Below are 23773 nucleotides of genomic sequence, written 5' to 3'. Positions count from 1 at the left end.
GTCAGGCCGGCACGGTGGCGCGGCCAAGCCGGGCGTGGCGGCCATAGTGGTGCGCGCTGCCGCCGAACAACGTGTCGAACGCGACCAGCCGCTTGAAATAAGCGCCGACCTCGAGCTCCTCGGTGACGCCCATGCCGCCGTGAAGCTGGATCGACTGCTCGCCGACGAAACGCGCGGATTTGCCGATCTTCGCCTTCGCGCCCGATGCCGCCCGCGCACGCTCAACCGGATCGGCGTCGACCTTCAGCGCGGCGCGCAGCGCAATCGAGCGCGCTTCGTCGACCTGCACCGCCATGTCGGCGAGGCGGTGGCGGATCACCTGGTTGGCCGAGAGCTGCCGGCCGAATTGCTTTCGAATTTTTGTGTACTCCAGCGTGGTGTCCAGCAGCACCTGCATGATGCCGACGGCCTCGGCGCCAAGCGCGGCCATGACGCGGTCAACGGCCCATTCGATGGCCGGCAGCGCGTCATGCCCATTGCCGAGCAAGGCATCCTCCGGCAGTTGCGCATCCGACAGCTCGATGTTGCAGGCGCGCCCGCCGCCGAGCCGCTCGTAGTCGGAGATCGCAACACGCGGCGTCGTCGCCGGCACCAGGAACAGGCCGATGCGGCCGGAGGGCCCCTGATGATCATGGATATGCGCGGAGACGATGATCTCGTCCGCGGCATGGCCGTCGAGCACGGCAATCTTGCTGCCGGCAAGGTGCCAGCCTTGCGCCGTCTTGTGAGCGGTGGTTGCAACCTTGGCAAGATCGAACCGCGCCGCGCGCTCGGAATGCGCGAACGCGAGCTTCAACGATCCGTCCGCGATCTTCGGCAGGATTGCCTGCTTCTGCGCCGTGCTGCCGCATCGCTCGATCAACGCAGCGCCAAGCACGATCGTTGCGATATACGGTTCCGACACCAGCCCGCGGCCGAAGGCCTCCATCAAGATGCCGATCTCGACCGCGCTGCCGCCGAGCCCGCCAAACTCTTCCGCAATCGGCAGCGCCAGCCAGCCCAGTTCTGCGAATTGTTTCCACGCCGCCGGACTGAAGCCGAGCGGATCGTTCGCCATCTTGCGGCGGTGATCGGCATCGTAGCTTTCGGCCACGAAGCGCCCCGCGCTTTCGCGCAGCAGCCGTTGCTCGTCGGTGAGATTGAGATCCATCGTATCTACTCCGCGGCCGCTGGCGGCTTGCGCACGGAGGGGTGCAGGCCGGATGGATCGACAATCATGCCGAATTCCTGAAGATTGTGGGCGTGACAGAGCTGATGCAGCGCAAAGGCCTGGTCGATCGCGGCGGGCTGGCCCATCACGTCAACCGAACGATTCACCGCCTCCTTGGTCAGCTTCAGCGCAAAGGACGGCTTTGATGCGATCCGGCGTGCCAGCGCCAGCACGGCGGATGACAGCTCTGCGCGCGGCACGACCCGGTTGACCATCCCGAGTTGATGCGCCTCCTGCGCGCTCCAGCTATCGGCCGTGAACAGAAATTCCTTGGCCTTGCGCGGGCCGAGCTCCCAGGGATGCACGAACCATTCGACGCCGCAGACACCCATGGTGACCACGGGATCGCAGAACTGCGCATCGTCGCTGGCGATGATGAGATCGCAGGCCCATGCCAGCATCAGGCCGCCGGCGATGCATTTGCCGTGCACCTCTGCAATGGTCGGCTTGGCGAGGTTGCGCCAGCGCCGCGTGATCTGGAGATAGATCTCCTGCTCGCGCGCGTAGCGGCCATGAGCGTTTGCTTCGGCGAAGCCGCCCCAATTTCCGATCGGCGGAAAATCCACGCCCGCTTCATTCTTGCTGCCGGGTCGCAGGTCATGGCCTGAGGAGAAGTGCGGACCATTGCCGGCGAGAATGATCACCTTGACCGCGTCGTCCTGGACCGCCTGATCGAAGGCGGCGTTGAGATCGTAGGTCATTTGCAGGTTCTGCGCGTTGCGCGCGTCGGGCCGGTTCATCACGACCCGGACAATCGCCGGCTCCGGCCTCTCCACGAGGATGGTCTCGAACGAGCTCATCGCGTTCCCCTGGCGTTCCCGACCTGGCATTATTGTTCCCTCAAGTTGACTATTACAGCCAGGATTAAGCAAGAGGCTTGCGTACATCGGCTGCTTTTCACAGGCCACGGCCAGGACGCAAGATGTCTGGCATCTCGCGCGCGCAATCTGGTAGCTTGCGCCCGATTCCACCGGGAGAAATTTGATGCGCAAGATCCTGACCGTGCTGGCGGCGCTGGCCTCGTTGAGCCTCACCAATTGCGGCTATAACGCGATCCAGAGCGAGGACGAGCAGATCAAGGCCAACTGGTCCGAGGTCGTGAACCAGTATCAGCGCCGCGCCGATCTCGTGCCCAACCTCGTCAACTCGGTGAAAGGTTTTGCGCAGCAGGAGAAGGATGTGCTGCTCGGCGTCACCAATGCCCGCGCCAAGGTCGGCAGCATCCAGGCGACGCCCGAGGTGCTGAACGATCCCGCCGCATTCCAGAAATTCCAGGCGGCGCAGGGCGAGCTCTCCGGCGCGCTGTCCCGGCTGCTCGTGGTCACCGAGAACTACCCGCAGCTCAAGTCGGATGCGCTGTTCAAGGATCTGATGTCGCAGCTCGAGGGCACCGAGAACCGCATCACGGTGGCGCGCAACCGCTACATCAAGGCGGTGCAGGACTACAACGTCACCATCCGTTCGTTCCCGAGCAACGTCACTGCCATGATGTTCGGCTACAAGGAGAAGCCGAACTTCTCGGTCGCAAACGAGAAGGAAATCTCGACCGCACCGAAGGTCGATTTCAATCCGGCGCCATCGAAGTAAGTGCCTTCGACCCCGATGCATGCCCCATCCGCCACTGTCATTCCCCGCGAAAGCGGGGAATCCAGTACGCCGCGGCTTCACCGTATCCCGCTGGCGTCTCTGGAATACTGGATCGCCCGGTCGAGCCGGGCGATGACAGCGAGTGTGTGGTGGCGTGTTGCCATCACGGTCGCGCTCCTGTTCACCTTTGCGCTTCCCGCCTCAGCCGACGTCGCCATACCCCAGCTCACCGGCCGCGTGGTCGATCAGACCGGCACGCTCTCCAGCGGCGACATCGCCGCGCTGTCGCAAAAGCTGCAGGACTTCGAGACCCGCAAAGGCAGCCAGCTCGTCGTCCTGATCGTGCCGACGACGGATCCGGAGACCATCGAGCAGTTCGCGATCCGCGTTGCGGAGGCCTGGAAGATCGGACGCAAGAAGATCGACGACGGCGCCATCCTCGTGGTGGCCAAGAACGACCGGCACCTCCGCATTGAGGTCGGTTACGGCCTCGAGGGCGCGCTCCCCGACGTCACGTCGCGGCGCATCATCGACGAAGCCATCACGCCGAAATTCAGGAGTGGCGATTTCGCCGGCGGCATCACGGCGGGCGTCGATCGCATGATCCGCGTCATCGATGGCGAGCCGCTGCCGACGCCCTCGCGGAGCGTGAATTTCGGCGATTGGAACGACATCGAGCCGCTCTTTTTCTTTCTGCTGTTCGGCCCGCTGGTCATCGGCGGTATCCTGCGCTCCATGTTCGGGCGGCTGTTCGGTTCGGGGATAACCGGAGCGATCGTTGGTGTCATCGCCTGGTTCGTGATCGGCTCTGCGATCATTGGACTGGGTGTCGGTTTGCTCGGCGCTGTCCTGACGTTTATTGCCGATCTGTTTGGGGCGGGATCGGGCACGGGATCCTCGCGTCGCGGCTCGTGGTCGAGCGGCTCGTCATCCGGCGGCTGGAGCAGCGGGTCGTCGTCGAGCGGCGGCTTCAGCGGCGGTGGCGGCAGCTTTGGCGGCGGCGGTGCTTCGGGGAGCTGGTAGGTCATGAGCATCAGGCGCATCACCCGGCATCTGCTCCAGCATCATTGGCGTGCCAAGCAGGTGTTTCCGAAAGACGTGCTCGACCGCATCGAGCAGGCGATCAAGCGTGGCGAAGCCATGCATTCCGGCCAGGTGCGGTTCGTGGTCGAAGGCGCGCTCGATGGCGGCCCGCTGTTTCGCAACCAGCCGGCGCGCGAGCGGGCGCTCGACGTGTTCTCGCAGCTGCGCATCTGGGACACCGCGCACAACAACGGCGTCCTGATCTATCTCCTGCTCGCCGACCGCGATGTCGAGATCGTCGCCGACCGCGGTATCGATGCGAAGGTTGGCGCCGAGGGCTGGGAGAGCATCTGCCGCGCGATGGAGGCGGAGTTCAGGTCAGGGCAATTCGAGCGCGGCGTGATCGGCGGGATCGAGGCGGTGTCCCGCGAGCTGGCAAAGCATTTCCCGCCGCAGGGCCCGCATGCGAACGAGCTGCCGGATGCGCCGGTGGTGATGTAGTCCCGGCTGATAACCCTACACTCCGTCATTGCGAGCGTAGCGAAGCAATCCAGACTGTCTCCTCCGCGGGACTCTGGATTGCTTCGCTGCGCTCGCAATGACGATGCTGAAGCGCCGTGCTTCTTTCGCAAAGAGTCACACGCAGCCGCCAGCCCACCTAATCATCCAGCTTGTTCAGATCCCGCACCGACTGCATGATCGGCTCGAAGTTCGAGCGCGCATCAAGCGCGTCGAACAGTTGCGCGGTGTCGTCCAGCAATCCATGCGACCTAGCAATCGCGATGCGGACGTCTTGCTGCGGTGTGTCCGACAGGCGCCCGTGCCCGGACAGCAGGATCTTCGAGTCCAGCCCCTTCAGCCGCTCCAGCGATTCGATGTAGTCGGCGATGCTGCCCGAGCCGAACACGCCGCCCATCACGCCGCCGGGCATGAGCGTATCGGCGGCGAACAACAGCCCCTTGTCCTGGTCGAACAGCGTGATGCAGGCCGAGGTGTGGCCGGGCGTGTGCATCACGTTGAGACGGAAATTGCCGAGGTCGATCAAATTACCCTCCTCGAGCCAGATGTCGATATTAACAGGCACGTTCGGCTCGTTGAACATCTTCCGCAGCATCGAGAAGTCGTCGCGCAGCATGATCTTGTTGGCGGCGAGGCGATGGGCGGCGACGAAGGTGCGACGCTCGTTGAAGTGCCACGCCGCGCCGATGTGGTCGAGATGCTCGTGGCTGAGCACCACCATGTCGATCTTCTCCGGCGGGCAGCCGACGAAGTTCAGGCATTCGACCATCGCCGCATAATTCGAGGACAGCCCGGTATCGATCAGGATGGTCCGCGCCGAGCCGCGCACGAGATAGACGTTGGCGGCGCGATTGGAGAAACGGATCTGGTAGACGTCGTCCGCCGCCTGGATCAGCGAGCAGGTGTCGTTCTTCATCAGGACCGGAAAGGCCGTCGGCTTGCCGTCGCTCATGATTGGGCTGCCCGGTAGCTGACCGCGTTGGCGGCGCGCAGGCGTTTCGACAGCGCGTCCATCACCATCAGCGCAAACGCCGGCTGCTGGCTGACGAGATAGACGAAGCGGGCGTGGTTGACCCTCATCACCTTGGTGTTCGGCGCCGCCGCGATCGCCGTCGCCGAACGTGCGGAGCCGTCGATCACGGCCATCTCGCCGAAGAATTCGCCCTTGCCGAGTTTGATGATGCTGGTCTTGCTGGCGCCGCTGAACTTGGCGATCTCGACCTCCCCGTCGAGGACAACGTACAGCTCGCGGCCGGTCGAGCCTTCCTCGAAGATGATGTCATCGACGCCAAACTCGTTGATGCACTTCTCGATCGTCATGACACCCCCCAAGGGCCTCTGCAGCCGTTCTGGCTGACAGGCAGTCATGTTAGCGGGGTAACAGGGGCGGGCAAACAGCCTGTTCTGGCGGGAGCGTGCCTACCGCAGGGCAGCATCGGCTGACGATTTGTTGCACGCCGTCACACCGGTTCCACTTTCCCGGCCCAATTCGGCCCCGGATGAGTTCCTAAAATTTTGGTAAGCGGGTCCGCAGGTAAGGAATTCGCAAGCAATGAAAGTTACCAAAAGGTCAACCGAGACTGGAGTATTTGAGCCGTGAGCGAACCAATGCCCGAGCAGGCCGCCCAGGATACTGGCGTCGTCGTAGCCGCAGCGACCGTGCCGCAGGCCATCGAGGCTGCTGCCGGCATCGAGGCCCCCTCGATTGCCCCCGACCACGAGACGCCGCCGAAGCCTGATCCGGTCAAGCCCGATCCAATCAAGGTCGAGCCCCCAAAAATCGAGGCATCGAGGATCGAGACGCCGAAGTTCGAAACCAAAGCCGAGCCCAAGCCCGAAACCAGGTCCGAGCCAAAGCCCGGCAAGCTCATCGTCATGGCACCCGCGGAGCGGTCTTGGGGCGGTGAGGAGTTTGCGCCGCATGTGAAGGCGGACGAGCCGCGCGAGACCGGCGGCAAGCGCCGCCTGTCGGCGATGGCCGCGGTGGTGGCGATTGCGGCCAGTGTCGGCGCCATCAGCGGCGCGCTCGCGACCGCAGGGATGATGCACTTCGCAAGCCCCGCGCCGGCACAGGTCGCCGACACCAGCGCGCTGGAATCCTCGGTCGCCCGGATCGATGCCGATGTCGTCGCGCTCAAGGCCAATGTCGAGCACACCTCCAAGACCGGCCTCGGCCAGTTCAACCGGACCAACGACCGCCTCGACAAGCTCGAGAAGGCGCAAGCCGAGCCGATGGCCAAAATCGCGAAGCTGTCCGAGACCGTCGACAAGCTCCGTGCCACTCCGCCGGCGGCGCTCGCCCAGGCCGCAGCCGCCGTGCCGGCCCGTGAGACCACCGGCTCGATCGCGCCGGCCCAGGTTGCGACCGCAGCAGCTACGCCGGCTCCCGCCGCACCCAAGACCGAGGTCGGCAGGCTGCCGACGGTCGAAGGCTGGGTGCTGCGCGACGTCTCCAACGGTGGTGCACTGGTCGAGGGCCGCGGTGGGCTCTACGAGGTTTATGCCGGTGACCCCATCCCAGGGGTTGGCCGTGTCGATGCGATCCGCCGCCAGGACGGCCGCTGGGTGGTCGTCACCAGCAAAGGGCTGATCGTCGCGCGCTGAGCCGCTCATCATCCGGCTTTCGAAGAGGCGCTTCACCACCAGGTGAAGCGCCTTTTTGCTTGAATAGTCGTCCCTGCGCGGTGTTACCTGAGGCATGAGCCGCGCCTTGCGAATTCTCGTTGCTGCTGCCGTATTTTTCGGCGGCATCGTGTCGTCATTGGCCGCGGAGAACGCGCAATTGGCGCGCGGCACGGCGATCACCGATCCCGATCTCCTGCGCGAGCTCGACCAGCACGACGCATTCACGATCTCGCGCCTGTTGTGGCCGGAGCGGAACGCGAACTTTCCCCTGACGACCGATCTGATGTTTTCGTGGCTGTCGCAGCTCAAGGAAATTCGCCCCGCAATCGACGCCGAGATCGACCGCTACGTCGCGCGGCAGAAGGCGGCATATTCGACCGAGACCATCGGTGTCGGCGAGGGCTTCGACGTACAATTGTTCGATCGCGCCAATCTGAAATCCCGCGACACCCGTTTCGTGCTGGCCGGCATCTTCAACCGCATGGACCGGGCCTATGTCTCGGAAGACTCTTGCGGCGAGATCAGGCTGATCTATCGTCTCGCGCGTTTCGAGACCAAACCGGACGGTAGCAAGTCCGCGACACGGCTGCCGATGACACTCAATCTGGTGATGAAGGCGCGCGACGCGCGGCAGATGGACGGGAACGGCAAGCCGATCACCTGCGCCGAGGTCGCGCGACGCTGGCTCAGCAATGGCGACTGGCAGGGGCTGATCGGCAGCGACTTCTTCCCTTACGATGCGATGCTCGATCGCATCGAGACCAACGTTCAGATCTCGGTTGCAGCGAAATCAGCGCTGCACGATTTCCGCTCCGACTATCTGCTCAAGGTGTTCAAGTACGACGCTGTGTCGAAGACCTTCGAGGAATCGACGCTGGAGAACCAGATCGACCGCGACCGCATTCTCGCCGACAATGATCTCCGGCGCGACTTCAGGGATTGGCTGCTCGCGCCCGATCATCTTCGCGACTTCGATCGCGGCACGGTGCTGATCCCGGAGAAATTCCTCGCCAAGGCTGCAATCGTGCCGACGCCCGCCGGCCTCGATGCTTCTCCGTTGCAGCCGGAGTTCGGGATGATGCAAGGGGAGGGCAACGGAGAGGGACAAGGCGAGCCGGTCTTCTCCGACAACGACGTGGTTGGTGCGCTGAAGCAGGCTGCGGCGCGTGGCATCGATCTCCAGAACGTCCGCTCGGTCGCGGGCTTCCAGCGCCGCCTCAACGATATCACCTGCGCCGGCTGCCACCAGACCCGCGGCATCGGCGGCTTTCATTTCCCGGGCGTCGATTGGCTCGCGGACAAGCCGTCCAATGCGACCATCGTGCCGGCTTCGCCGCATTTTCTTGGCGACCAGGTCCGCCGCCGCGACATCCTGACCGCGATGGCCGCAGGCAAACGTCCTGATTTCTCACGCGGATTTGCCAGCCGGCCGCAGACCCGCGGCAGCACTGAGCTGGCCGGGACCGAATATCAGGACGGCTGGGGCGCGCATTGTTCCCTGGAAAATGCGGGATCGGGATCGGCCGACAGGAGTTTTACGTCATGGAGCTGTGCTAAAGGATTGACCTGTCAGGCTGCCGCGGCCTCGCGCCGCATCGGCATGTGCTTCATTAAGACGCGTTAGCGCGTGATCCGGACCCGGAGGGCCGCGCCAGCGCAAAGTGCGCAGCGGTTTTCCGAAGATCACGCGCAAGATAAAGCCCACAACCGATTTGGATGACCCATGACGGACTCCAGCGAAGCCAACAAGGAGCGCAATCGCGAGATCGCGCAGAATGAAGAGGCCAAGCAGGTCACCGGCAGCATCCGCGTCAGCACCTGGGCGATCGCGGTGATCGTCATCATCGGTGGAATCCTGTTCACGCTCGGCTGGCTGGCGCTGAAGTAGACGGCACGCTCACTTCGCGTAATTCGTCATCCGCTTGCCGGGCAGCAGCTCGTAGGCCGGCTTCCACCCGGGCAGTGCGGCCATGCGGCCAAGCCAGGCGTGGATGGCGGGATAGCTTTCCGCGAAATCGAAGCCGTGCTCGTCGCTCGGATAGTGCAGATAGGCCATCATCGAGATATCGGCGACGGTCGGCCTGGTGCCGATCGCGAATTCATTGTGCTGGAGATGGCCGTCGAGAATGCCGAGGAAGTCTTCGAGCCGCCTGCGAAAGTGTTTCAGCACCTGCGGATCGTTACTTTGCGTGAAGGCGCGCATGAAGCGGTAGGTCGCCATGTAGCCGGTGAGCTTGTGGTTGTCCCAGAACAGCCAGCGCAGCAGCTCGAACTTTTCCTCCTCGGTCTCGGCACCGAAACGCCCGTACTGCTCGGCAAGCTTGAGCAGGAGAGGCGCGGTCTGCGTCATCTTCACACCGTCGACCTCGAGCACGGGAATCTCGCCCATCTCGTTCACGCTCTTGCGCCATTCCGGCGTGCGCGTGACGCCGCCGGCAAAGTCGGTCCAGACCGGCTCGAACCTCTCGCCGCAAAGCGTCAGCATCAGCGCCAGCTTGTAGCTGTTGCCGGATTCGGGGAAGTAGTGCAGGCGGTAGCTGGGCATGGGACCTCGCGATTACTTTGCCGACTACTATACCGCGATCTCCCGACATCGTCATTGCGAGCGTAGCGAAGCAATCCAGCAATGCGTCCGCGGCGGGATTCTGGATTGCTTCGCTGCGCTCGCAATGACGGGGTTGTGGCAGCGTATTGCCTACCCCACCGCCCCCTGCGACCGCAGCTGCTTGATCGCGGCCTCGTCGTATCCCGCGCCGCGCAAAATCTCGTCACTGTGCTCGCCGACGCCGGGCGGCTTGCGCGGCTGCACTTTCTTGGCGCCGTCGATCCAGATCGGGCTGGAGATGGTGAGCATGGTGTCGTTCTCGAACGGCACCAGAACCTCGTTGTCGAGCATCTGCTTGTCGTTCGGGATGTCGTCCAGGATGCCGACGATGCCGAACACGAGTCCGTTGCCGTCGAGGATCTTGCGCCATTCGGCGAGATCCCTGGTCGCGAAGGTCTCGTCAAAGATCTTGATCAGCTCGACGGATCGGGCGTGGCGGTCGGGTTTGGTGGCGAAGCGCGGGTCGGTGATGAGGTCTTCGCGGCCCAGACACCTGGCCAGCGTTGGAAACTGCTTCTCCTCGCTCAGCAGCGACAGGATCAGCCAGCGGCCGTCCTTGCATTGGTAGTGGTTGGCGACCGCGTTCAACGCGCGTTCGCGCGGCCGCCGCTCGGCAAACTTGGCGCCGCAGAGCTTTGCCTGCGCCAGCACGCTCGCAGCCCACACGCCGTTTGCCATCAAATTGGAGGCGACATGCGAGCCCTTGCCGGTCTTCTCACGCTGGTACAGCGCGGTGACGATGGCGCCGTAGAACGCCATGGCGCAGGGATGGTCGCCCATGCCGGCGACCGAGCGGGCCGGCGTCGTGTCGGTGTCGGCGCGGACGAGGTCCATCAGGCCGGAGCGTGCCCAATAGGCGTTGCTGTCGAAGCCGGGCTTGTTGGCCTCTTCGCCTTTCTCGCCATAGCCGGTGAAGGAGGCGTAGATCAGGCGATGATTGAGATGGGCGAGGTGGTCATAGGTGATGCCGAGCTTGGTGCGCACCGGCGGCGGCATGTTGGTGATGAAGACGTCGGCCTCTTCCACGAGCTTGTAGAGCACGGCCTGCGCCTCCGGCTTTGCGAGGTCGAGCGCGATGCTCTTCTTGTTGCGGGCCTCCAGCAGCCAGGCGAAATTGTGCTCGCTGGTCGGATATCCCGGAATATTGGGCAGATTGCGGTAGGGATCGCCGGCACCGGGCGGTTCGATCTTGACGACGTCGGCGCCGAAATCCGACAGCACGGTCGCGGCCGCTGGTGCTGCGATGAAGCTCGCGCAATCCAGCACCTTGAGCCCTGCAAAAATGCCCTTTTCCATCGCGGAATTGCTCCCTCACTCGTGTTGTTTCCCGCGCGCTGGAATTGGCGAGGGCCACGTCACGGGCAGCATTAGACCGATGTTTCGGCGGGATGCAACGCTCCTCGCCGCGCCTCACTCATCCCCTGCGAGCAGGGCAGCGTTGCCGCCGGCTGCTGCGGTGTTGATCGTCACGGTCTGCTCGGTCGCAAAGCGCGCGAGGTAGTGCGGGCCGCCGGCTTTCGGGCCGGTTCCGGAGAGGCCGTTGCCGCCGAACGGTTGCACGCCGACGACGGCGCCGATCATGTTGCGGTTGACGTAGATGTTGCCGATCTGGACGCGGTCGACGATCGCCTCGATGGTATCGTCGATGCGGGAATGGATGCCGAGCGTCAGCCCGTAGCCGGTGCGCTTGATGGCTTGCAGGACGCGTTCGAGATTTTCGGCAGGGTAGCGCACGACGTGGAGGATCGGGCCGAACACCTCCTCGGTCAGCTGGCCGGCATCCTCAAGCTCGAAAATATGCGGCGCCACGAAGCAGCCCTTCGGCGCGGTGCCGGCAAAGTGCAGCCGCGCCTCTCTCTTCATTCGTGCGATATGCGCATCGAGGCGCTGCTTGGCCTCGACATCGATCACCGGGCCGATATGGGTCGCGACGTCGCTGGCGTCGCCGATCTTCAACTCGCGCGCCGCGCCCGCGATCATCTCGATCATGCGGTCGGCGACGTCCTCCTGCACGAACAGCAGCCGCAGCGCCGAGCAGCGCTGGCCGGCGGAACGAAACGCCGAGGTGACGACATCGTCCGCGACCTGCTCGGGCAACGCAGTCGCATCCGCGATCATGGTGTTGATGCCGCCGGTCTCCGCGATCAGCGGCACGATCGGCCCGTCCTTGGCCGCCAGCGCCCGGTTGATGCTGCGCGCAACCTCGGTCGAGCCGGTGAAGACGATTCCGGCGATATCGGGGTGCGCCGTCAGCGCGGCGCCGATGCGGCCGTCGCCGGCGACGAGGTGCAGCGCGCTTGCGGGGATGCCGGCTTCGTGCAGCAGCCGCACCGCCTCGACCGCGATGCGCGGGGTCTGCTCCGCGGGCTTGGCCACCACGCTGTTGCCGGCCATCAGCGCCGCCGTGACCTGGCCGAGGAAGATCGCCAGCGGAAAATTCCATGGCGAGATCGCCACGAAGACGCCGCGGCCGCGCATGGCAAGCGCGTTGCTCTCGCCGGTCGGGCCCGGCATCGCCACATCGTTGCCGAATAGCTTGCGGCCCTGCGCGGCATAATAGCGGCAGAAGTCGGTGGCCTCGCGCAGTTCCGACAGCGCATCGTCGAGCGTCTTGCCGCCCTCGCGTTGCAGCAGCGCGATGAAATGGGGCGCGCGGTTCTCCAGAAGATGCGCTGCCTGCTCCAGCGCCGCCGCGCGCGTGGCTGCGGGTGTCCGGCTCCAGGCGGCAAAGCCGGCGCGCGCTGCAGCCACTGCCGCATTGGCCTGATCCGGCGTTGCCTCAGTGACAGGTTTGAAGTCAATCGTCTCGGCCTTGACCTCGGTCAGCAACCGCTCGAGCGCCGCGCGCGCGCCGAATTCGACGCCGCGCGAATTGCGCCGTTCCGGCGCGAACAGATCGCCCGGCAGCGGAATTTTCGGATGGGACGCCTGCTGCGGCCGGACGACGGCATCCGCCGGGCGTTGCAACAGCGCCGTAACCGGCACGCGGTAATCGGACGCCTGTGCCACGAAGGAGGAATTGGCACCGTTCTCCAACAATCGCCGCACCAGATAAGCGAGCAGGTCGCGATGGCTGCCGACCGGGGCGTAGGTGCGGTAGGCGATTTCGGGGTGATCCTTGGCGAGCTGCTCGTAGAGCGCCTCGCCCATGCCATGCAGGCGCTGAAATTCGAAGCCGCCGTTCGCACCGGCAAGCTCCAGCACGGTCGCGACGCTCAGCGCGTTGTGGGTGGCGAATTGCGGGAAGATCCGCGGCCGCAGACTCAACAGCTTTTGAGCGCAGGCGACGTAGTTCAGATCCGTCATCGCCTTGCGGGTGAACACGGGATAGCCTTCGAGCCCGCGCTCCTGCGCGCGCTTGATCTCGGTGTCCCAATAGGCGCCCTTGACCAGCCGCACCATCAGCTTGCGATCATGCGCGCGGGCGAGCGCATCGACATAGTCGATCACGTCGCCGGCGCGCTTCTGGTAAGCCTGAATCGCGAGGCCAAATCCGTCCCAACCGGCAAGCGAGGGATCGGCGAGCGTTGCCGCGATCACGTCGAGCGACAATTCCAGCCGGTCGGCTTCCTCGGCATCGACGGTGAAGTTGAGATCATGGACCTTGGCGCGCTGCGCCAGGTCCAGCAGTTGCGGCACCAGTTCGCTCATCACGCGGTCGCGGCTGATCGCCTCGAAGCGCGGATGCAGCGCCGAGAGCTTGACGGAGATGCCGGGCCGGTCGGGCAGGGGATGGTTGCCGGCCGCCTTGCCGATCGTCTCGATGGCACTGGCATAGGCGTCGAAATAGCGCCTGGCGTCGGTGGCCGTGCGCGCGCCTTCGCCGAGCATGTCGAAGGAATAGCGCGCCCTCTCACCCGAGCGCGGCCGGGCCCGCTCCAGGGCCTGCGCGATGGTCTCCCCCAGCACGAAATGATCGCCCATCAGCCGCATCGCCTGGCGCGTGGCGGTGCGCACGGCCGGTGCGCCCAGCCGCTTCACGAGACGGCCGATGGTGCCGTCGGGCGTCTCGCCGGGCTGGATCACCCGTGCCGAGAGGCCCAACGCCCAGGCCGAGGCGTTGACCAGGAACGCCGTGGATTTGGTCTCGTGGTGGATGAAGTCGCCCTCGCCGAGCTTGTCCTCGATGAACTGGTCGGCGGTGCGCGCGTCAGGCACGCGTAGCAGCGCCTCCGCCAGCACCATCAAAGCGAGGCCTTCCTTGGTCGAGAGCGCGAACTCCCGCAGCATGTCCTCTACCCCGCCAAGACCGCCGCCAAGCCGATCGTCGCGCTTGCGGATGGCTTCGATCAGCCGTGTCGCGGTGCGATCGATCCGCGCCTCCTGCGGCGGGCCGAGATGCGCAGACGGCAAAAGGCGCGCGGCGATATCGGCATCATCGGGCGTGTAGGTTGCGGAGAAGGGAGGCGGAATGTTCGGCATGGCGTGTCCTGTGGCTCCGATCCAGGATAATGCCGGCGTTATCTTAGCTCGATAGACAATTTAGCTGATCTGGCTTAGGAAATGAAGCCTCGCAGCCATTTAACCTCATAAAGTATGGAATTAGATCGCACAGACCGGAAGATACTCTCGATTTTGCAGCAGGACGGGCGAATCGCCAATGTCGAGCTCGCGGAGCGCATCGGGCTGTCGCCGACCTCGATCGGCGAGCGGCTGAAGCGTTTGCAGCGAGAGGGCTTTATCGAGGGCTATGGGGCGCGGCTCAACCCGCACCGGCTCGGCCTTGGGCTCCTGGTGTTCGTCGAAGTGCTGCTCGACAAGACCACGCCTGATCATTTCGAGCGTTTTGCCCGCGCGGTGAAACTCGCGCCCGAGGTGCTGGAGTGTCACATGGTTGCCGGCGGCTTCGACTATCTTGTGAAGGCGCGGCTGGCAGACATGACCGCGTATCGGCGCTTCCTCGGCGAGACCTTGCTGTCGATGCCCGGCGTGCGCGAAACGCGAACCTATGCGGTGATGGAAGAGATCAAGCGCGACGCACCATTGCCGGTGGACTAACGAAGTGCTGTCGCGATTGTCATTGCTGTGGCGTTGAACGGGCGATCTTCGCGGGACAAATAGTTCTCCGTGTGCAATCGCAACGCCTGTCGTCGAATGCACTGACCTTCTTCTGAAATTTTCTTGGCCCGGCTCCCGGATCGATCCGGGAGTTAGCGAAAGCCGCCGGGCTTATACTTTGAGGTTCTCTGCGGAGCTTTTGCCTCGGTTTGCGATCTCTTCATATTCCACCGTCTGCCCTTCGTTCAGGGACGACAGGCCGGCTTTCTGCACTGCCGAGATATGCACGAACACATCCTTGCCGCCCGACGCAGGCTGGATAAATCCATAACCCTTCGTCGGGTTGAACCACTTGACCGTACCTTTAGCCATCACGACTTCTCCGCGGGTCTTCCTCCGAGATCGCGAACCGCCAGTCCCCGCCAACCGGCCGGTTCGGTCCTAATACGATACGCGGAATGTGGCTGGCTTGGTAGCTCAAACCACATCCGCCTTTCGCCGAATTCCGCTCAACTTCGCGGCGTTTTTGCCGGATTTGCCCGTTTCGCGGTCACTTGGTCCGCGCGCCGCGTGCCATCCGTCAATAAGTCGCGGCCAGATAATCGACGATCTTGCCGACATCGGCATCGTCGATCGGCGCGCCATAGACCTTGATCATCTTGGTGACCTCGGCCTGCCAGAAACCTTTCTTGTCCTTCATCGGCGGCTGCGTGTTGATGTAGTCGGCGGAGTGGCAGGCGCTGCAATTGCCCTGCACGACTTCAAGATTGGGCCCGGGCTTGAACGCCGCGACCTCATCGGGGGTCTTGTAATTGACCGGTGCTGCAAGTGCAGAACCCACCACGGCGGCGAGCGCGAGCGAAATGGCGAGAAGAGCGGTGCGCTGCATGATCATTCCCCTCAAGCCACGGTGACGCGGACGGTTTCGACGACGTTGCGCAAGTAACCCGCCGGATTCCAGCGCGGCGTATCCGGCTGGGTTTCGCCGCCATTGCCAGTGGCGCGCACCTTGAGCTCGTGAGAGCCCGCCGCGAGCTTCACCGGCAGCGTCCATTCACGGAATGAGTATTTGCCGAGATCCTTGCCGAGCTTGGCGCCGGTCCAGGTCTTGCCGCCGTCGGTGGAGACCGCGACCTCCTTGATACCCTTGCCGCCGTCGAAGGCGATCCCGCGCAGCGTCGTGCCGCCTGCTTTCAGCTTGGCCCCGTCGGGGACGCTGGTGATGAAGGAGCGGATGGTGAAGCGGTTGATCGGGATCGTCGCCTTCGGTGCAGTGCCCGGCTCGACCGCATTGTTCGGCGTGTCCGGAATGCGATAGGCCGACTTCATCCAGAAGCCGTCATAGACATTGTCGATGACGGTGATCTCGTTGAGGTGCTTGACCCAATAGGTGCCGAAATAGCCGGGCACGATCAGGCGCAGGGGAAAGCCGTTGAGGAACGGCAGGTCCTCGCCGTTCATGCCATAGGCCAGCATCACCTCGCCGTCGCTGGCGTGATCGATATCGAGCGCCTTGACGAAATCGGGCGTCTTGTCGCTGACCGGACCGTCCATGCCGTTGAAGGTGACCTGCTTGGCGCCGCTCTGCACGCCCGCCATCGCCAGCACCGCCTTCAGCGGCACGCCGCGCCAGCGCGCATTGCCCATCGCGCCGTTGGCGAGCTGGCCGCCGGCCACCCGCGGATCCAGGAAGCCGCGGCTGTTGCCGGAGCACTGGTTGACGGCGACGATCTCGGTCGCCTTCATCTTCCTGATGTCCTTCAGCGACAGCTTGAGCGGCTTGTCGACCTTGCCCTTGACCTCGAGCGTGAACTTGTCGGGGTCGAGACTGTAGGGCAGGTCGGACAGGTGATAGCGCACGAAGAACGCGTTATTCGGCGTGATCGGGCCGTCGTTGAAGACCGTGAACGGCGTCTCGAGCTGCGGCGGGCGACTGGTCAGGCCGATCATCGGCCGCTTCTGCGGATATTTCACCAAAGGCCGTTCGCCATTGGCGAAGGGCAGGGCGACGGTGTCGAGTGCCAGCGCTTTGGTCGAGTTCAGTGCAGTCGCAACAGCGGCAAGGCCCGCTCCTTTGAGCAGGTCGCGTCGATCGAACATGTGGTCTCCTCCCGGAGCTTTTCGGTGGATCACGGTCATCACCGCGATCTCGCACTCATGTGTCGCAACGACTCAGTTGAAGTCAATTCGTGCTTTCGCAGCAGGCCCATGTCGTTGCGTTGCAGCAAGCCGGTGTTACGCCGCGACGCGTTCGCCGTGGTCGACGAGTGCCGACAGCTCCCTCGCGTCCGCGACGACGCGCACGGCCATCGGTTCGTCGCGGCCGCGGATCGCGACCTCCTGCTGCGGCAGCGCATCGTCGGCAAGGCCCGCGGTGCGGCGGACTTCCTCCGAGACGATCGCTTCGCAGGCCAGTGTCTTGGTCATGTCCTGGAGGCGGGCCGCGACGTTGACGGCATCGCCCAGCGCCGTGAATACGATGTGATCGCGATAGCCGATGTCGCCGATGATGACCTCGCCGCCGTGGATGCCGATGCCGAAGCGGATCGGCTGGCGCAGATCGTGGCTCAGGAGCTCGTTCAGATCGTCGATTTGCCTGGCGATGCCGGCGGCGGCCTTCAGCGCCTGCCGGCAGGCTTCTTGTGGATCGGCGCTCAGCCCGAACAGCGCCAGCATACCGTCGCCGACAAACTGGTTCGGCTGGCCGCCATTCTCGATCACGGCCTGCGAGACGGCGCCGAGGAAGCGGTTGACGATGAACACGGTGTCGAACGGCAGCCGCTTCTCGGCCAGCTGCGTCGAGCCGCGCATGTCTACGAACAGGCTGACGAGATAGCGCTCCTGGCCGATTCTGGCGGGCGTCGAGGCCTGTGTGCTCGCCGTCAGGGTATGCGCGGTGAAGAGCTGGAAGAAGGAGAGATCTGATGTCGGCCGCAGCTGGCAGGCCAGCCTGATCGAGGGATCGCTGGTGCCGACGCGGGTGAGCACGAACGCCTCGCGCTGCGACGGCTCGGGCAGGGCGTCATGATCGCCGATGATGCGGATGCGACACGTCGAGCAGCGGGCGCGGCCGCCGCAGACGCTGGCATGCGGCACATTGTGGCGCAGACTCGCCTCCAGCACGGAGAGGCCCTTTGGGACGCGCACCGTCTTGCCGTTGCCGTAGGACAGCGCGATCATGCCACCGCGTCGTTCGCGCAAGGCCCGCACGCCGCGTGCGGCGAGCGCCAAGGCGAGCAATCCGAGATAACCGGCGGTGAGGCCGCCGGTGATGCGGTCGAGCGTCGTGGCCTCGGCAGCCGTGCCGACCTGGCGGCGCGTGAGATTGTGCGTCCGCCATTCCCCGTCGTCGGCCTCGACCTCGACGCTGCGGCCACCCTGGTAGACACCCAGCAGCGACAGCGTCGGGATCAGCACGGCCGCCGCGAGCAGATAGGGCGCCGCGCGCGTGAAGAACGGTTTGAGACGAAGCCAGAAATAGATGCCGATGCAGCCGTGCACCCAGGCAATGAGAAGCAGGATCGTCATCGTCCAGATACGGTTCGACGCGACGAAGAACAGATAGAGTTCCTGCGGATAGAGCTTTTGGTGCCCGTACAGCGTCTGGCCGAGCCGCACGCCGATCACATGCCCCATGACCAGCGCGGGGATGCTCAAGCCCAGCACGAGCTGCAGCGGCTCGACCGTCCGCCAGCGGAACTGCCGGCGCTGATACAGTGCATAGATGCCGAGCCCCATATGCGTGAGCGCCGCCGTGTAGAACGTGATCGCAACCGGCAGGAACTGCCAGAACAGAGTGTGGTAGTAGACCCCGATCTCCATGGCATCGACCGAGATGTTGCCGAGCGCATGGTTGAGGAAATGGCTGACCACATAGGCGAACAGGATGACGCCGCAGACCAGCCGCACCTGGCGCACGCTGATGGCGCGGGAAAGCTCGGAAAATCGTGAGGATGCGGTAGCGGCCATGATTCTGTTGTATCAGTTCATGAAGGAGAACAGCCAGCGTCGCGTTTAATTCCGGGGATGGCCAGCTTGCGGGATCACATCCGCGGCAGGGTGACGAAATCGTAGGGTGGGAAGGCGTCTTGGCGCCGTGCCCACCAATCGGCACTTGTGGTGGGCACGCTTCGCTTTGCCCGTCGGGGCTGGGATCGCGACAGCGGAATAGGTCGATCCGTCCCCAACATTGACTCCCCCTCCCAGGTTGGCGAAAAGCGCCGCCGTGACGACAGCTCCCGACATCACGATGCCCCCCGTAGGCGCGGCGCGCCGGCCGCTCGTCATGGCCGCGGCGATCATTGCTGCGATGACGCTGCTGCGCATGGTCTACGCCTCCGCAATCGAGCTGCGTACGGACGAGGCCTATTACTGGACGTGGTCGCAGGAGACGGCGCTCAGCTTCCTGGATCATCCCCCCGGCATCGCCTGGCTGATCCGGTTCGGGACCGCGATCTTCGGCGACACCCCGCTCGGTGTGCGCTTCGGCGGCATCGTCGCGATGCTGGTGACGCAGCTCCTGCTCGCAGATATCGTCCGCCGCCTCACCCACGATGTGCGCGCCGTCGTGCTCGCGGTGCTGATGCCGGAGGCCGCGCTCTATTACGGCCTGCTAATGGCCAAGGTCGCGCCCGATGTCGCCATGATCCCGTTTGCGGTGGCGATGATGTGGTGCCTGGTGCGGCTTGCGCAGGGCGGCGATCGCCGCTGGTGGCTCGCGGCCGGCCTGTTCGCCGGGCTGGCGATGTTGTCGAAATTTACCGTGATCATGTTCGCGCCAGCGGTTGCCGCCTTTCTGCTGGTGCCGGATTGGCGCTGGCGCTGGCTGCGCAGCCCCTATCCGTATCTCGCGGTCCTGATCGCAATCGCCGTATTCTCGCCCGTCCTGATCTGGAACGTGCAACACGACTGGGCCGCGATCCGCTTCCAGGGCGTGCGCGCCACCACCAGCTACGGCATCTCGCTCCGCACCTTCGGCGACTACATCGGCCTGCAATTCGGACTGGTCGGCTTCGTCATGCTGCCGGTGGTGCTGACGGGGGTGGTGATGACGGCGTGGCGCGGCTATCGCACGCGCGAGCCGGTCGCGATTTTGTTGTCGACCGCGGTCCTGGTGCCGTTTCTCTATTTCCTCGCGAAATCCCTGACCCTCCGCGTCGGCGACACCTGGCCGATGTTCATGTGGCCGGTGGGTTTCGCCGCCGCCGCTGTCAACCTCACCATGCTGTCGGGCGAAGGAAGATCGGCGCGGATGGTCAGGGCGTCGCTGTTCTGGGCCAACACGGCAGTGGTCTCGGGCATCGCCTTTGTCGTCATCGTGTTCTTCTATTACGTCGCCGCGCCCTGGAATTTGCTCGGCAAGATCGATCCGGTCGGCGCTGAATCCGGCTACGAGCAGGTCGCCGCGCGCGCACAGGCCGCATTGGACGAGACCGGCGCGACCTGGATCGCCACGACGGACTACCGCACCTATGCCATGATGCGCTGGCTTTTCAGGGGCCGCGTGCCCGTGATCGAGATCAACGAGCGCGGCCGCTTCCAGGACTTTCGTGATCCCGGCATGGATCGGATCAAGGGCCACGCCGGCATTTATGTCGGACGCGAGCCGGACAACCGCTCATCGCTGTGGGAGAACATCCCCGCCAGGCGCGAGTCGCTTGGTCAAGTCGAACGCCGCTGGCGCGGTCTCGTGATGGACAATTATGTGCTGGAGAAGCTCTCAGGCTGGACGCCGGAGCTGTCGCCGCCGACGAACTCGCCGCTGTTCCAGTGGCGCGTGCTGGCTTTCGTCTCCCCGCAAGCGTGGGACGGCAAACAGAATGCTACTCCTCCTCTTCCTTCTTCCGCAGCAGATCCGTGGCGAGATCCGACAGCTTCGGCGGCGGCAGTGCCGCGAACGGCAGCGGCCGGGTGACGTCGATCGCGGCGAGGCCCAGCCGCGCCGTCAGCAATCCATTCAGCATGCCTTCGCCCAGCCGCTGCGACAGCTTCGCCGCAATGCCGTGGCCGAGCATCTGCTGCACCAGGCTGTCGCTCGCCGCCATGCCGCCGGTGATGGCGAGATGGGCGATGACGTGGCGGAGCAGGCGGATCATGCCGAGCGCGCCGGGACGGCCGCCATAGAGAAAAGCGAGCTGGCGGATCAGGCGCAGCGACGCCACGAACACGAACAACACGTCGATCAGCGCGCGCGGCGAAACCGCCGTGACGATCGAGACCTTCTGCGCGGCTGATGACACCAGCCGCCGCGCCTCGATGTCCAGCGGCGACATCAATTCGCGCTCAGCGAGCCGGATCATGTCGGCTCCGTCGATAATCTCCCCGGCGTGGCTCTCCAGTGCGGCACGGGCGCGCGCGAGCTGCGGGTTCTGATGTGCGATCTTGAGCAGATCCTGCACGATGATTCGGCTCTCCTTGCGGTCGTCGCTGGCAAGGACGGCGGCCGCGCGCTGATGCAGCTTTTCGATGGTTGCCAGCCGCGCTAGCCCGAAAGCCTCGCGTCCGGTCACCACCGCGAGCGCAAGCGCGGTGACGAAGGCAAGCGCCAGTCCGACGAAGCCGAGGCTTTCGCTGCGCGCAAACAGATCCTCGATCAGACGGACAACGCCGAGTCCGACCCCGAGCAGCGTCAGCCCGGCAACGCCGGACCAGAACAATGTGCCCCAGGGAAAGCCGCGCCGCGCCGGTAGCGTCGCTGCGATCGGCACCGGCAAATTCGCCGGATCGGGCTCCGGCGTGATCTGGATGGTGGTGCGACCGAGCCGGGTCGTCTCGTCGGCTTCGGTGACGACAACACCGGGGTCGTCGAGCCGGAACGTTGCCGGTCGCCGGGACTTCGATCGGTCGTTCATGACAATTTGTCTCCGATCAGGAACTGCAAGGCACGGTCGAGGCGGATGTGAGGCAGCGCCGGCTGGTCGGCGCCCTCGCGTTCGAGCTTTGGCGGGCGGAAGCGCAGGAAGCGAAAATCGCTTCTGTCGGCGGCCTCGGTCGAGAGGCCGCGGAACGCGTCGGTGCCGTTGAACAGCGGTTCGGGATCCAAGGGCAGGTCGCCCGGAAAGGTCGCCACCTCGGTGTTGCCGTCGAAGAACTCGCCGCCGGCGCTTTCGCCGGCGGCCGGCGTTCCCAAGATCGACGGCAATTTGTCACGACCATGTGCGACCTGCGCCTCGCGCGTGGCGCGGACGGCGGCGAGCGCGACGACGTCGATCGCAGCGCCCGTAGTTTCCGCGCGCGCAACCGCGTGGGTGACCGCGCGGCGCAGCACGGCCTCGAGCCGGTCATGGCTGAAATGATGCAGATGATCCGCCTTGGTCGCCGCGAACAGAACGCGGTCGATCCGCGGCCGGAACAGGCCGGAGAGGATCGTGCTGCGGCCGATGTTGAAGCAGTCGAGAATGCCCGCGAGCGCGGCTTCGAGATCGTGCAGCGCTTCGGGGCCGGCGTTGAACGCGGCGAGCGCGTCGGCCAGCACGATCTGGCGATCGAGCCGGGCAAAATGATCCCGGAAGAACGGCCGCACCACGACGTCCTTGTAGGCCTCGTAGCGACGTACCATCATCGCCCACAGCGATCCCTCCGGCGCCTGGCCGCCCGCGGGCACGTCGAGCGGCGCAAAGGTCAGCGCCGGTGTGTCGGCGAGATTGCCCGGCATCAGGAAGCGGCCGGGCGGCAGCAGGCTCATCGCAAACCGCTCGTCGCGGCAGCCTTGCAAATAGCCCCTGAACAGCTTCGCGGCCGTGAGCGTCGCCTGCTCGTCCTCGCGCGCCTCGGGCTTGAGCGTTGCGAGATGCGCGTGCCAGTCCGCGGCCAGATGCACGCGCGGCGCCTCGCGCGACAACGCAAGGCTTTCGGCGGACCATTGCTCGAAACTCTTCTGGAGCAGCGGCAGGTCGAGCAGCCACTCGCCGGGATAGTCGACGATGTCGAGCGTCAGCGTGCGGTCGGCGCCGTTCGGGCGCTGGTAGTCGATGACGAGCCTGAGCTCGCTGATGTCGACAGTCGAGCTCGGCCAGCGCCGCTCCTCGATCAGCGCGCGCAGATGGCTCTCATAGGCAAAGCGCGGCACGGCGTCGTCCGGCTGCGGCGCCAGATGCGCCCGCGCGATCCGCCCGGATGAATAGGCCTCGAATACCGGAAACCGCCCACCGCGCGTCAGACCATGGATCAGCGCGGTGATGAACACCGTCTTGCCGGCCCGCGACAGGCCTGTGACCCCGAGCCGCACCGTCGGGTTGAAGAAGTGCCCGCCATAGTCGATCAGCGCCCTCGCCGACAACCGCGCTTCTTCGACCATATCCTGGAAACTGAATGCCATTTGAACGTTAAGTGATCTCGGCGGGAGAAAATGTGTGACCGATCACAAAAGTGGCAATTGCGTGGGGAAAATCAAGCTTCATACTTCCACCTCCTTTGTCGGCAAATCACCCGTTTGAACGACGCGCCGGTCCCGAAACACCCATACAAGAGGGTATTGTCTCAACTTGCGGATTGCCATGACCGTCTTCCAACTGAAACAGCTCGCATCCTCCTCCGTCCACGCAGCCGCCGACGCGGTCGGCTGGCATTACGACCGCGCCGAGTTGATCGCCGACGGCGTGATCCACGCGATCGGCGTGCTCTGCGGCATCATTGCCGCGACCGTGCTGGTGGTGCTGACGGTGCTCTTTGCCGACGCGACCGACATCGTCGGCGTCTCGATCTACGTCGCCGGCCTGCTCTCGATGCTGGTGTTGTCGGCGACCTATAATCTCTGGCCGGTCTCGCCGGCCAAATGGCTGCTGCGGCGCTTCGACCATTCGGCTATCTATCTCCTGATCGCGGCGACCTACACGCCGTTCATCCTGGAGGTGAAGGACAGTGGATTCGCGCTGGTGCTGCTCGCCGGCGTCTGGTGCGTGGCACTCCTCGGCATCGTGCTGAAACTTCTCTACCCCGGCCGGTTCGACCGCGTCGCGGTCGGCATCTACCTCGCGATGGGCTGGAGCGGCATCATGCTCTACGATTCCGTGGTCAAGGCGCTGCCCGCGCTGGTGCTGGGCTTCATCCTTGCGGGTGGACTACTCTACAGCTTTGGCGTGATCTTCCATGCCTGGCGGCGGCTGCGCTTCCAGAATGCGATCTGGCACGGCTTTGTCTTGGCCGGCGCGGCGTGCCATTATACCGCGGTGCTCGACCTCGTGTTGAGCTGAGCAAGCTCCGCGAAG

22 protein-coding genes are annotated in these 23773 nt (G+C 64.7%); 9 read left to right on the top strand and 13 right to left on the bottom strand.

What is annotated here, in order from left to right:
* Position 1: 1 nt before the first annotated feature.
* Entirely contained in the window at positions 2–1150 is a 1149-nt protein-coding gene (locus IVA75_RS28230) for an acyl-CoA dehydrogenase (protein WP_247282474.1), read from the bottom strand.
* Between the two features lie 5 nt (positions 1151–1155).
* On the bottom strand, positions 1156–2010 hold the full coding sequence (locus IVA75_RS28225; protein WP_247282473.1) for an enoyl-CoA hydratase: 855 nt from the start codon (positions 2008–2010) through the stop codon (positions 1156–1158).
* Positions 2011–2194: 184 nt separating this feature from the next.
* Between IVA75_RS28225 and IVA75_RS28220 the strand changes: the two genes are divergently transcribed.
* From IVA75_RS28220 to IVA75_RS28210, 3 genes are all read left to right on the top strand, one after another.
* A complete protein-coding gene (locus IVA75_RS28220) occupies positions 2195–2797 on the top strand; it encodes a LemA family protein (protein ID WP_247282472.1) in 603 nt (200 codons plus the stop codon).
* 132 nt (positions 2798–2929) lie between these two features.
* Entirely contained in the window at positions 2930–3820 is an 891-nt protein-coding gene (locus IVA75_RS28215; RefSeq protein ID WP_247282471.1) for a YgcG family protein, read from the top strand.
* Between the two features lie 3 nt (positions 3821–3823).
* Positions 3824–4321, top strand: a complete 498-nt coding sequence (locus tag IVA75_RS28210) for a TPM domain-containing protein (RefSeq protein WP_247282470.1) — start codon at positions 3824–3826, stop codon at positions 4319–4321.
* A 157-nt stretch (positions 4322–4478) separates the two neighbouring features.
* Here IVA75_RS28210 and IVA75_RS28205 read toward each other — a convergent pair whose 3' ends face one another.
* Positions 4479–5291: an MBL fold metallo-hydrolase gene (locus tag IVA75_RS28205; RefSeq protein ID WP_247282469.1), complete on the bottom strand. Its 813-nt coding sequence runs from the start codon at positions 5289–5291 to the stop codon at positions 4479–4481.
* On the bottom strand, positions 5288–5659 hold the full coding sequence (locus tag IVA75_RS28200) for a Crp/Fnr family transcriptional regulator (protein WP_027520234.1): 372 nt from the start codon (positions 5657–5659) through the stop codon (positions 5288–5290). Before IVA75_RS28200 ends, IVA75_RS28205 begins: the two co-directional genes overlap by 4 nt.
* Before the next feature lie 288 nt (positions 5660–5947).
* On the opposite strand from IVA75_RS28200, the gene IVA75_RS28195 reads away from it, so the two are divergent.
* The 3 genes from IVA75_RS28195 to IVA75_RS28185 all read left to right on the top strand — a co-directional run bounded on the left by IVA75_RS28195 (position 5948) and on the right by IVA75_RS28185 (position 8852).
* A complete protein-coding gene (locus tag IVA75_RS28195; RefSeq protein WP_247282561.1) occupies positions 5948–6943 on the top strand; it encodes a hypothetical protein in 996 nt (331 codons plus the stop codon).
* A gap of 94 nt (positions 6944–7037) precedes the next feature.
* Positions 7038–8588: a hypothetical protein gene (locus IVA75_RS28190; protein ID WP_247282468.1), complete on the top strand. Its 1551-nt coding sequence runs from the start codon at positions 7038–7040 to the stop codon at positions 8586–8588.
* Positions 8589–8687: 99 nt separating this feature from the next.
* Positions 8688–8852 (top strand): hypothetical protein, encoded by a 165-nt coding sequence (locus IVA75_RS28185; RefSeq protein WP_247282467.1) that lies wholly within the window; start codon positions 8688–8690, stop codon positions 8850–8852.
* A 9-nt stretch (positions 8853–8861) separates the two neighbouring features.
* On the opposite strand, the gene IVA75_RS28180 is transcribed toward IVA75_RS28185, so the two are convergent.
* The 3 genes from IVA75_RS28180 to putA form a co-directional block, all read right to left on the bottom strand.
* Complete coding sequence (locus tag IVA75_RS28180) at positions 8862–9509, bottom strand: glutathione S-transferase family protein (protein WP_247282466.1); 648 nt, start codon at positions 9507–9509, stop codon at positions 8862–8864.
* 150 nt (positions 9510–9659) lie between these two features.
* Positions 9660–10865, bottom strand: a complete 1206-nt coding sequence (locus tag IVA75_RS28175) for a CoA transferase (protein WP_247282465.1) — start codon at positions 10863–10865, stop codon at positions 9660–9662.
* Between the two features lie 114 nt (positions 10866–10979).
* Complete coding sequence (putA, locus tag IVA75_RS28170; RefSeq protein WP_247282464.1) at positions 10980–13991, bottom strand: bifunctional proline dehydrogenase/L-glutamate gamma-semialdehyde dehydrogenase PutA; 3012 nt, start codon at positions 13989–13991, stop codon at positions 10980–10982.
* A gap of 114 nt (positions 13992–14105) precedes the next feature.
* On the opposite strand from putA, the gene IVA75_RS28165 reads away from it, so the two are divergent.
* Positions 14106–14567: an Lrp/AsnC ligand binding domain-containing protein gene (locus IVA75_RS28165; RefSeq protein ID WP_027565236.1), complete on the top strand. Its 462-nt coding sequence runs from the start codon at positions 14106–14108 to the stop codon at positions 14565–14567.
* Between the two features lie 171 nt (positions 14568–14738).
* On the opposite strand, the gene IVA75_RS28160 is transcribed toward IVA75_RS28165, so the two are convergent.
* From IVA75_RS28160 to IVA75_RS28145, 4 genes are all read right to left on the bottom strand, one after another.
* Entirely contained in the window at positions 14739–14939 is a 201-nt protein-coding gene (locus tag IVA75_RS28160; protein WP_007596519.1) for a cold shock domain-containing protein, read from the bottom strand.
* Between the two features lie 208 nt (positions 14940–15147).
* The gene (locus IVA75_RS28155; RefSeq protein ID WP_027565235.1) at positions 15148–15456 is read right to left on the bottom strand and encodes a sulfite:cytochrome C oxidoreductase subunit B; all 309 of its coding nucleotides are present in this window, start codon (positions 15454–15456) and stop codon (positions 15148–15150) included.
* Between the two features lie 11 nt (positions 15457–15467).
* Entirely contained in the window at positions 15468–16667 is a 1200-nt protein-coding gene (locus IVA75_RS28150; protein WP_027565234.1) for a molybdopterin-dependent oxidoreductase, read from the bottom strand.
* A gap of 135 nt (positions 16668–16802) precedes the next feature.
* Positions 16803–18536 carry an adenylate/guanylate cyclase domain-containing protein gene (locus tag IVA75_RS28145; protein WP_027565233.1) on the bottom strand — a complete coding sequence of 578 codons (1734 nt, stop codon included), beginning with the start codon at positions 18534–18536 and terminating at the stop codon, positions 16803–16805.
* Positions 18537–18816: 280 nt separating this feature from the next.
* Between IVA75_RS28145 and IVA75_RS28140 the strand changes: the two genes are divergently transcribed.
* Positions 18817–20481 (top strand): glycosyltransferase family 39 protein, encoded by a 1665-nt coding sequence (locus IVA75_RS28140; protein ID WP_247282560.1) that lies wholly within the window; start codon positions 18817–18819, stop codon positions 20479–20481.
* Here IVA75_RS28140 and IVA75_RS28135 read toward each other — a convergent pair.
* Positions 20390–21418 carry a TIGR01620 family protein gene (locus IVA75_RS28135; protein WP_247282463.1) on the bottom strand — a complete coding sequence of 343 codons (1029 nt, stop codon included), beginning with the start codon at positions 21416–21418 and terminating at the stop codon, positions 20390–20392. The two genes, IVA75_RS28140 and IVA75_RS28135, sit on opposite strands and share 92 nt — an antisense overlap.
* Positions 21415–22884, bottom strand: a complete 1470-nt coding sequence (locus IVA75_RS28130) for a YcjX family protein (RefSeq protein WP_247282462.1) — start codon at positions 22882–22884, stop codon at positions 21415–21417. The genes IVA75_RS28135 and IVA75_RS28130 overlap by 4 nt, the downstream gene beginning before the upstream one ends.
* Before the next feature lie 178 nt (positions 22885–23062).
* On the opposite strand from IVA75_RS28130, the gene IVA75_RS28125 reads away from it, so the two are divergent.
* On the top strand, positions 23063–23758 hold the full coding sequence (locus IVA75_RS28125; RefSeq protein ID WP_247282461.1) for a hemolysin III family protein: 696 nt from the start codon (positions 23063–23065) through the stop codon (positions 23756–23758).
* Positions 23759–23773 lie beyond the last annotated feature (15 nt).

The sequence above is a fragment of the Bradyrhizobium sp. 134 genome (genome assembly GCF_023074155.1).
In the GTDB taxonomy this organism is placed as follows: domain Bacteria; phylum Pseudomonadota; class Alphaproteobacteria; order Rhizobiales; family Xanthobacteraceae; genus Bradyrhizobium.
The sequence above is the reverse complement of the archived record's forward strand: the minus strand, read 5'-3'. Positions and strand labels throughout refer to the sequence as shown.

Excerpts from the sequence above, each read along its gene's own strand:
- IVA75_RS28230 (WP_247282474.1), bottom strand. The coding sequence starts at position 1,150 with ATGGATCTCAATCTCACCGACGAGCAACGGCTGCTGCGCGAAAGCGCG.
- IVA75_RS28225 (WP_247282473.1), bottom strand. The coding sequence starts at position 2,010 with ATGAGCTCGTTCGAGACCATCCTCGTGGAGAGGCCGGAGCCGGCGATT.
- IVA75_RS28220 (WP_247282472.1), top strand. The coding sequence starts at position 2,195 with ATGCGCAAGATCCTGACCGTGCTGGCGGCGCTGGCCTCGTTGAGCCTC.
- IVA75_RS28215 (WP_247282471.1), top strand. The coding sequence starts at position 2,930 with ATGACAGCGAGTGTGTGGTGGCGTGTTGCCATCACGGTCGCGCTCCTG.
- IVA75_RS28210 (WP_247282470.1), top strand. The coding sequence starts at position 3,824 with ATGAGCATCAGGCGCATCACCCGGCATCTGCTCCAGCATCATTGGCGT.
- IVA75_RS28205 (WP_247282469.1), bottom strand. The coding sequence starts at position 5,291 with ATGAGCGACGGCAAGCCGACGGCCTTTCCGGTCCTGATGAAGAACGAC.
- IVA75_RS28200 (WP_027520234.1), bottom strand. The coding sequence starts at position 5,659 with ATGACGATCGAGAAGTGCATCAACGAGTTTGGCGTCGATGACATCATC.
- IVA75_RS28195 (WP_247282561.1), top strand. The coding sequence starts at position 5,948 with ATGCCCGAGCAGGCCGCCCAGGATACTGGCGTCGTCGTAGCCGCAGCG.
- IVA75_RS28190 (WP_247282468.1), top strand. The coding sequence starts at position 7,038 with ATGAGCCGCGCCTTGCGAATTCTCGTTGCTGCTGCCGTATTTTTCGGC.
- IVA75_RS28185 (WP_247282467.1), top strand. The coding sequence starts at position 8,688 with ATGACGGACTCCAGCGAAGCCAACAAGGAGCGCAATCGCGAGATCGCG.
- IVA75_RS28180 (WP_247282466.1), bottom strand. The coding sequence starts at position 9,509 with ATGCCCAGCTACCGCCTGCACTACTTCCCCGAATCCGGCAACAGCTAC.
- IVA75_RS28175 (WP_247282465.1), bottom strand. The coding sequence starts at position 10,865 with ATGGAAAAGGGCATTTTTGCAGGGCTCAAGGTGCTGGATTGCGCGAGC.
- putA (WP_247282464.1), bottom strand. The coding sequence starts at position 13,991 with ATGCCGAACATTCCGCCTCCCTTCTCCGCAACCTACACGCCCGATGAT.
- IVA75_RS28165 (WP_027565236.1), top strand. The coding sequence starts at position 14,106 with ATGGAATTAGATCGCACAGACCGGAAGATACTCTCGATTTTGCAGCAG.
- IVA75_RS28160 (WP_007596519.1), bottom strand. The coding sequence starts at position 14,939 with ATGGCTAAAGGTACGGTCAAGTGGTTCAACCCGACGAAGGGTTATGGA.
- IVA75_RS28155 (WP_027565235.1), bottom strand. The coding sequence starts at position 15,456 with ATGCAGCGCACCGCTCTTCTCGCCATTTCGCTCGCGCTCGCCGCCGTG.
- IVA75_RS28150 (WP_027565234.1), bottom strand. The coding sequence starts at position 16,667 with ATGTTCGATCGACGCGACCTGCTCAAAGGAGCGGGCCTTGCCGCTGTT.
- IVA75_RS28145 (WP_027565233.1), bottom strand. The coding sequence starts at position 18,536 with ATGGCCGCTACCGCATCCTCACGATTTTCCGAGCTTTCCCGCGCCATC.
- IVA75_RS28140 (WP_247282560.1), top strand. The coding sequence starts at position 18,817 with ATGCCCCCCGTAGGCGCGGCGCGCCGGCCGCTCGTCATGGCCGCGGCG.
- IVA75_RS28135 (WP_247282463.1), bottom strand. The coding sequence starts at position 21,418 with ATGAACGACCGATCGAAGTCCCGGCGACCGGCAACGTTCCGGCTCGAC.
- IVA75_RS28130 (WP_247282462.1), bottom strand. The coding sequence starts at position 22,884 with ATGGCATTCAGTTTCCAGGATATGGTCGAAGAAGCGCGGTTGTCGGCG.
- IVA75_RS28125 (WP_247282461.1), top strand. The coding sequence starts at position 23,063 with ATGACCGTCTTCCAACTGAAACAGCTCGCATCCTCCTCCGTCCACGCA.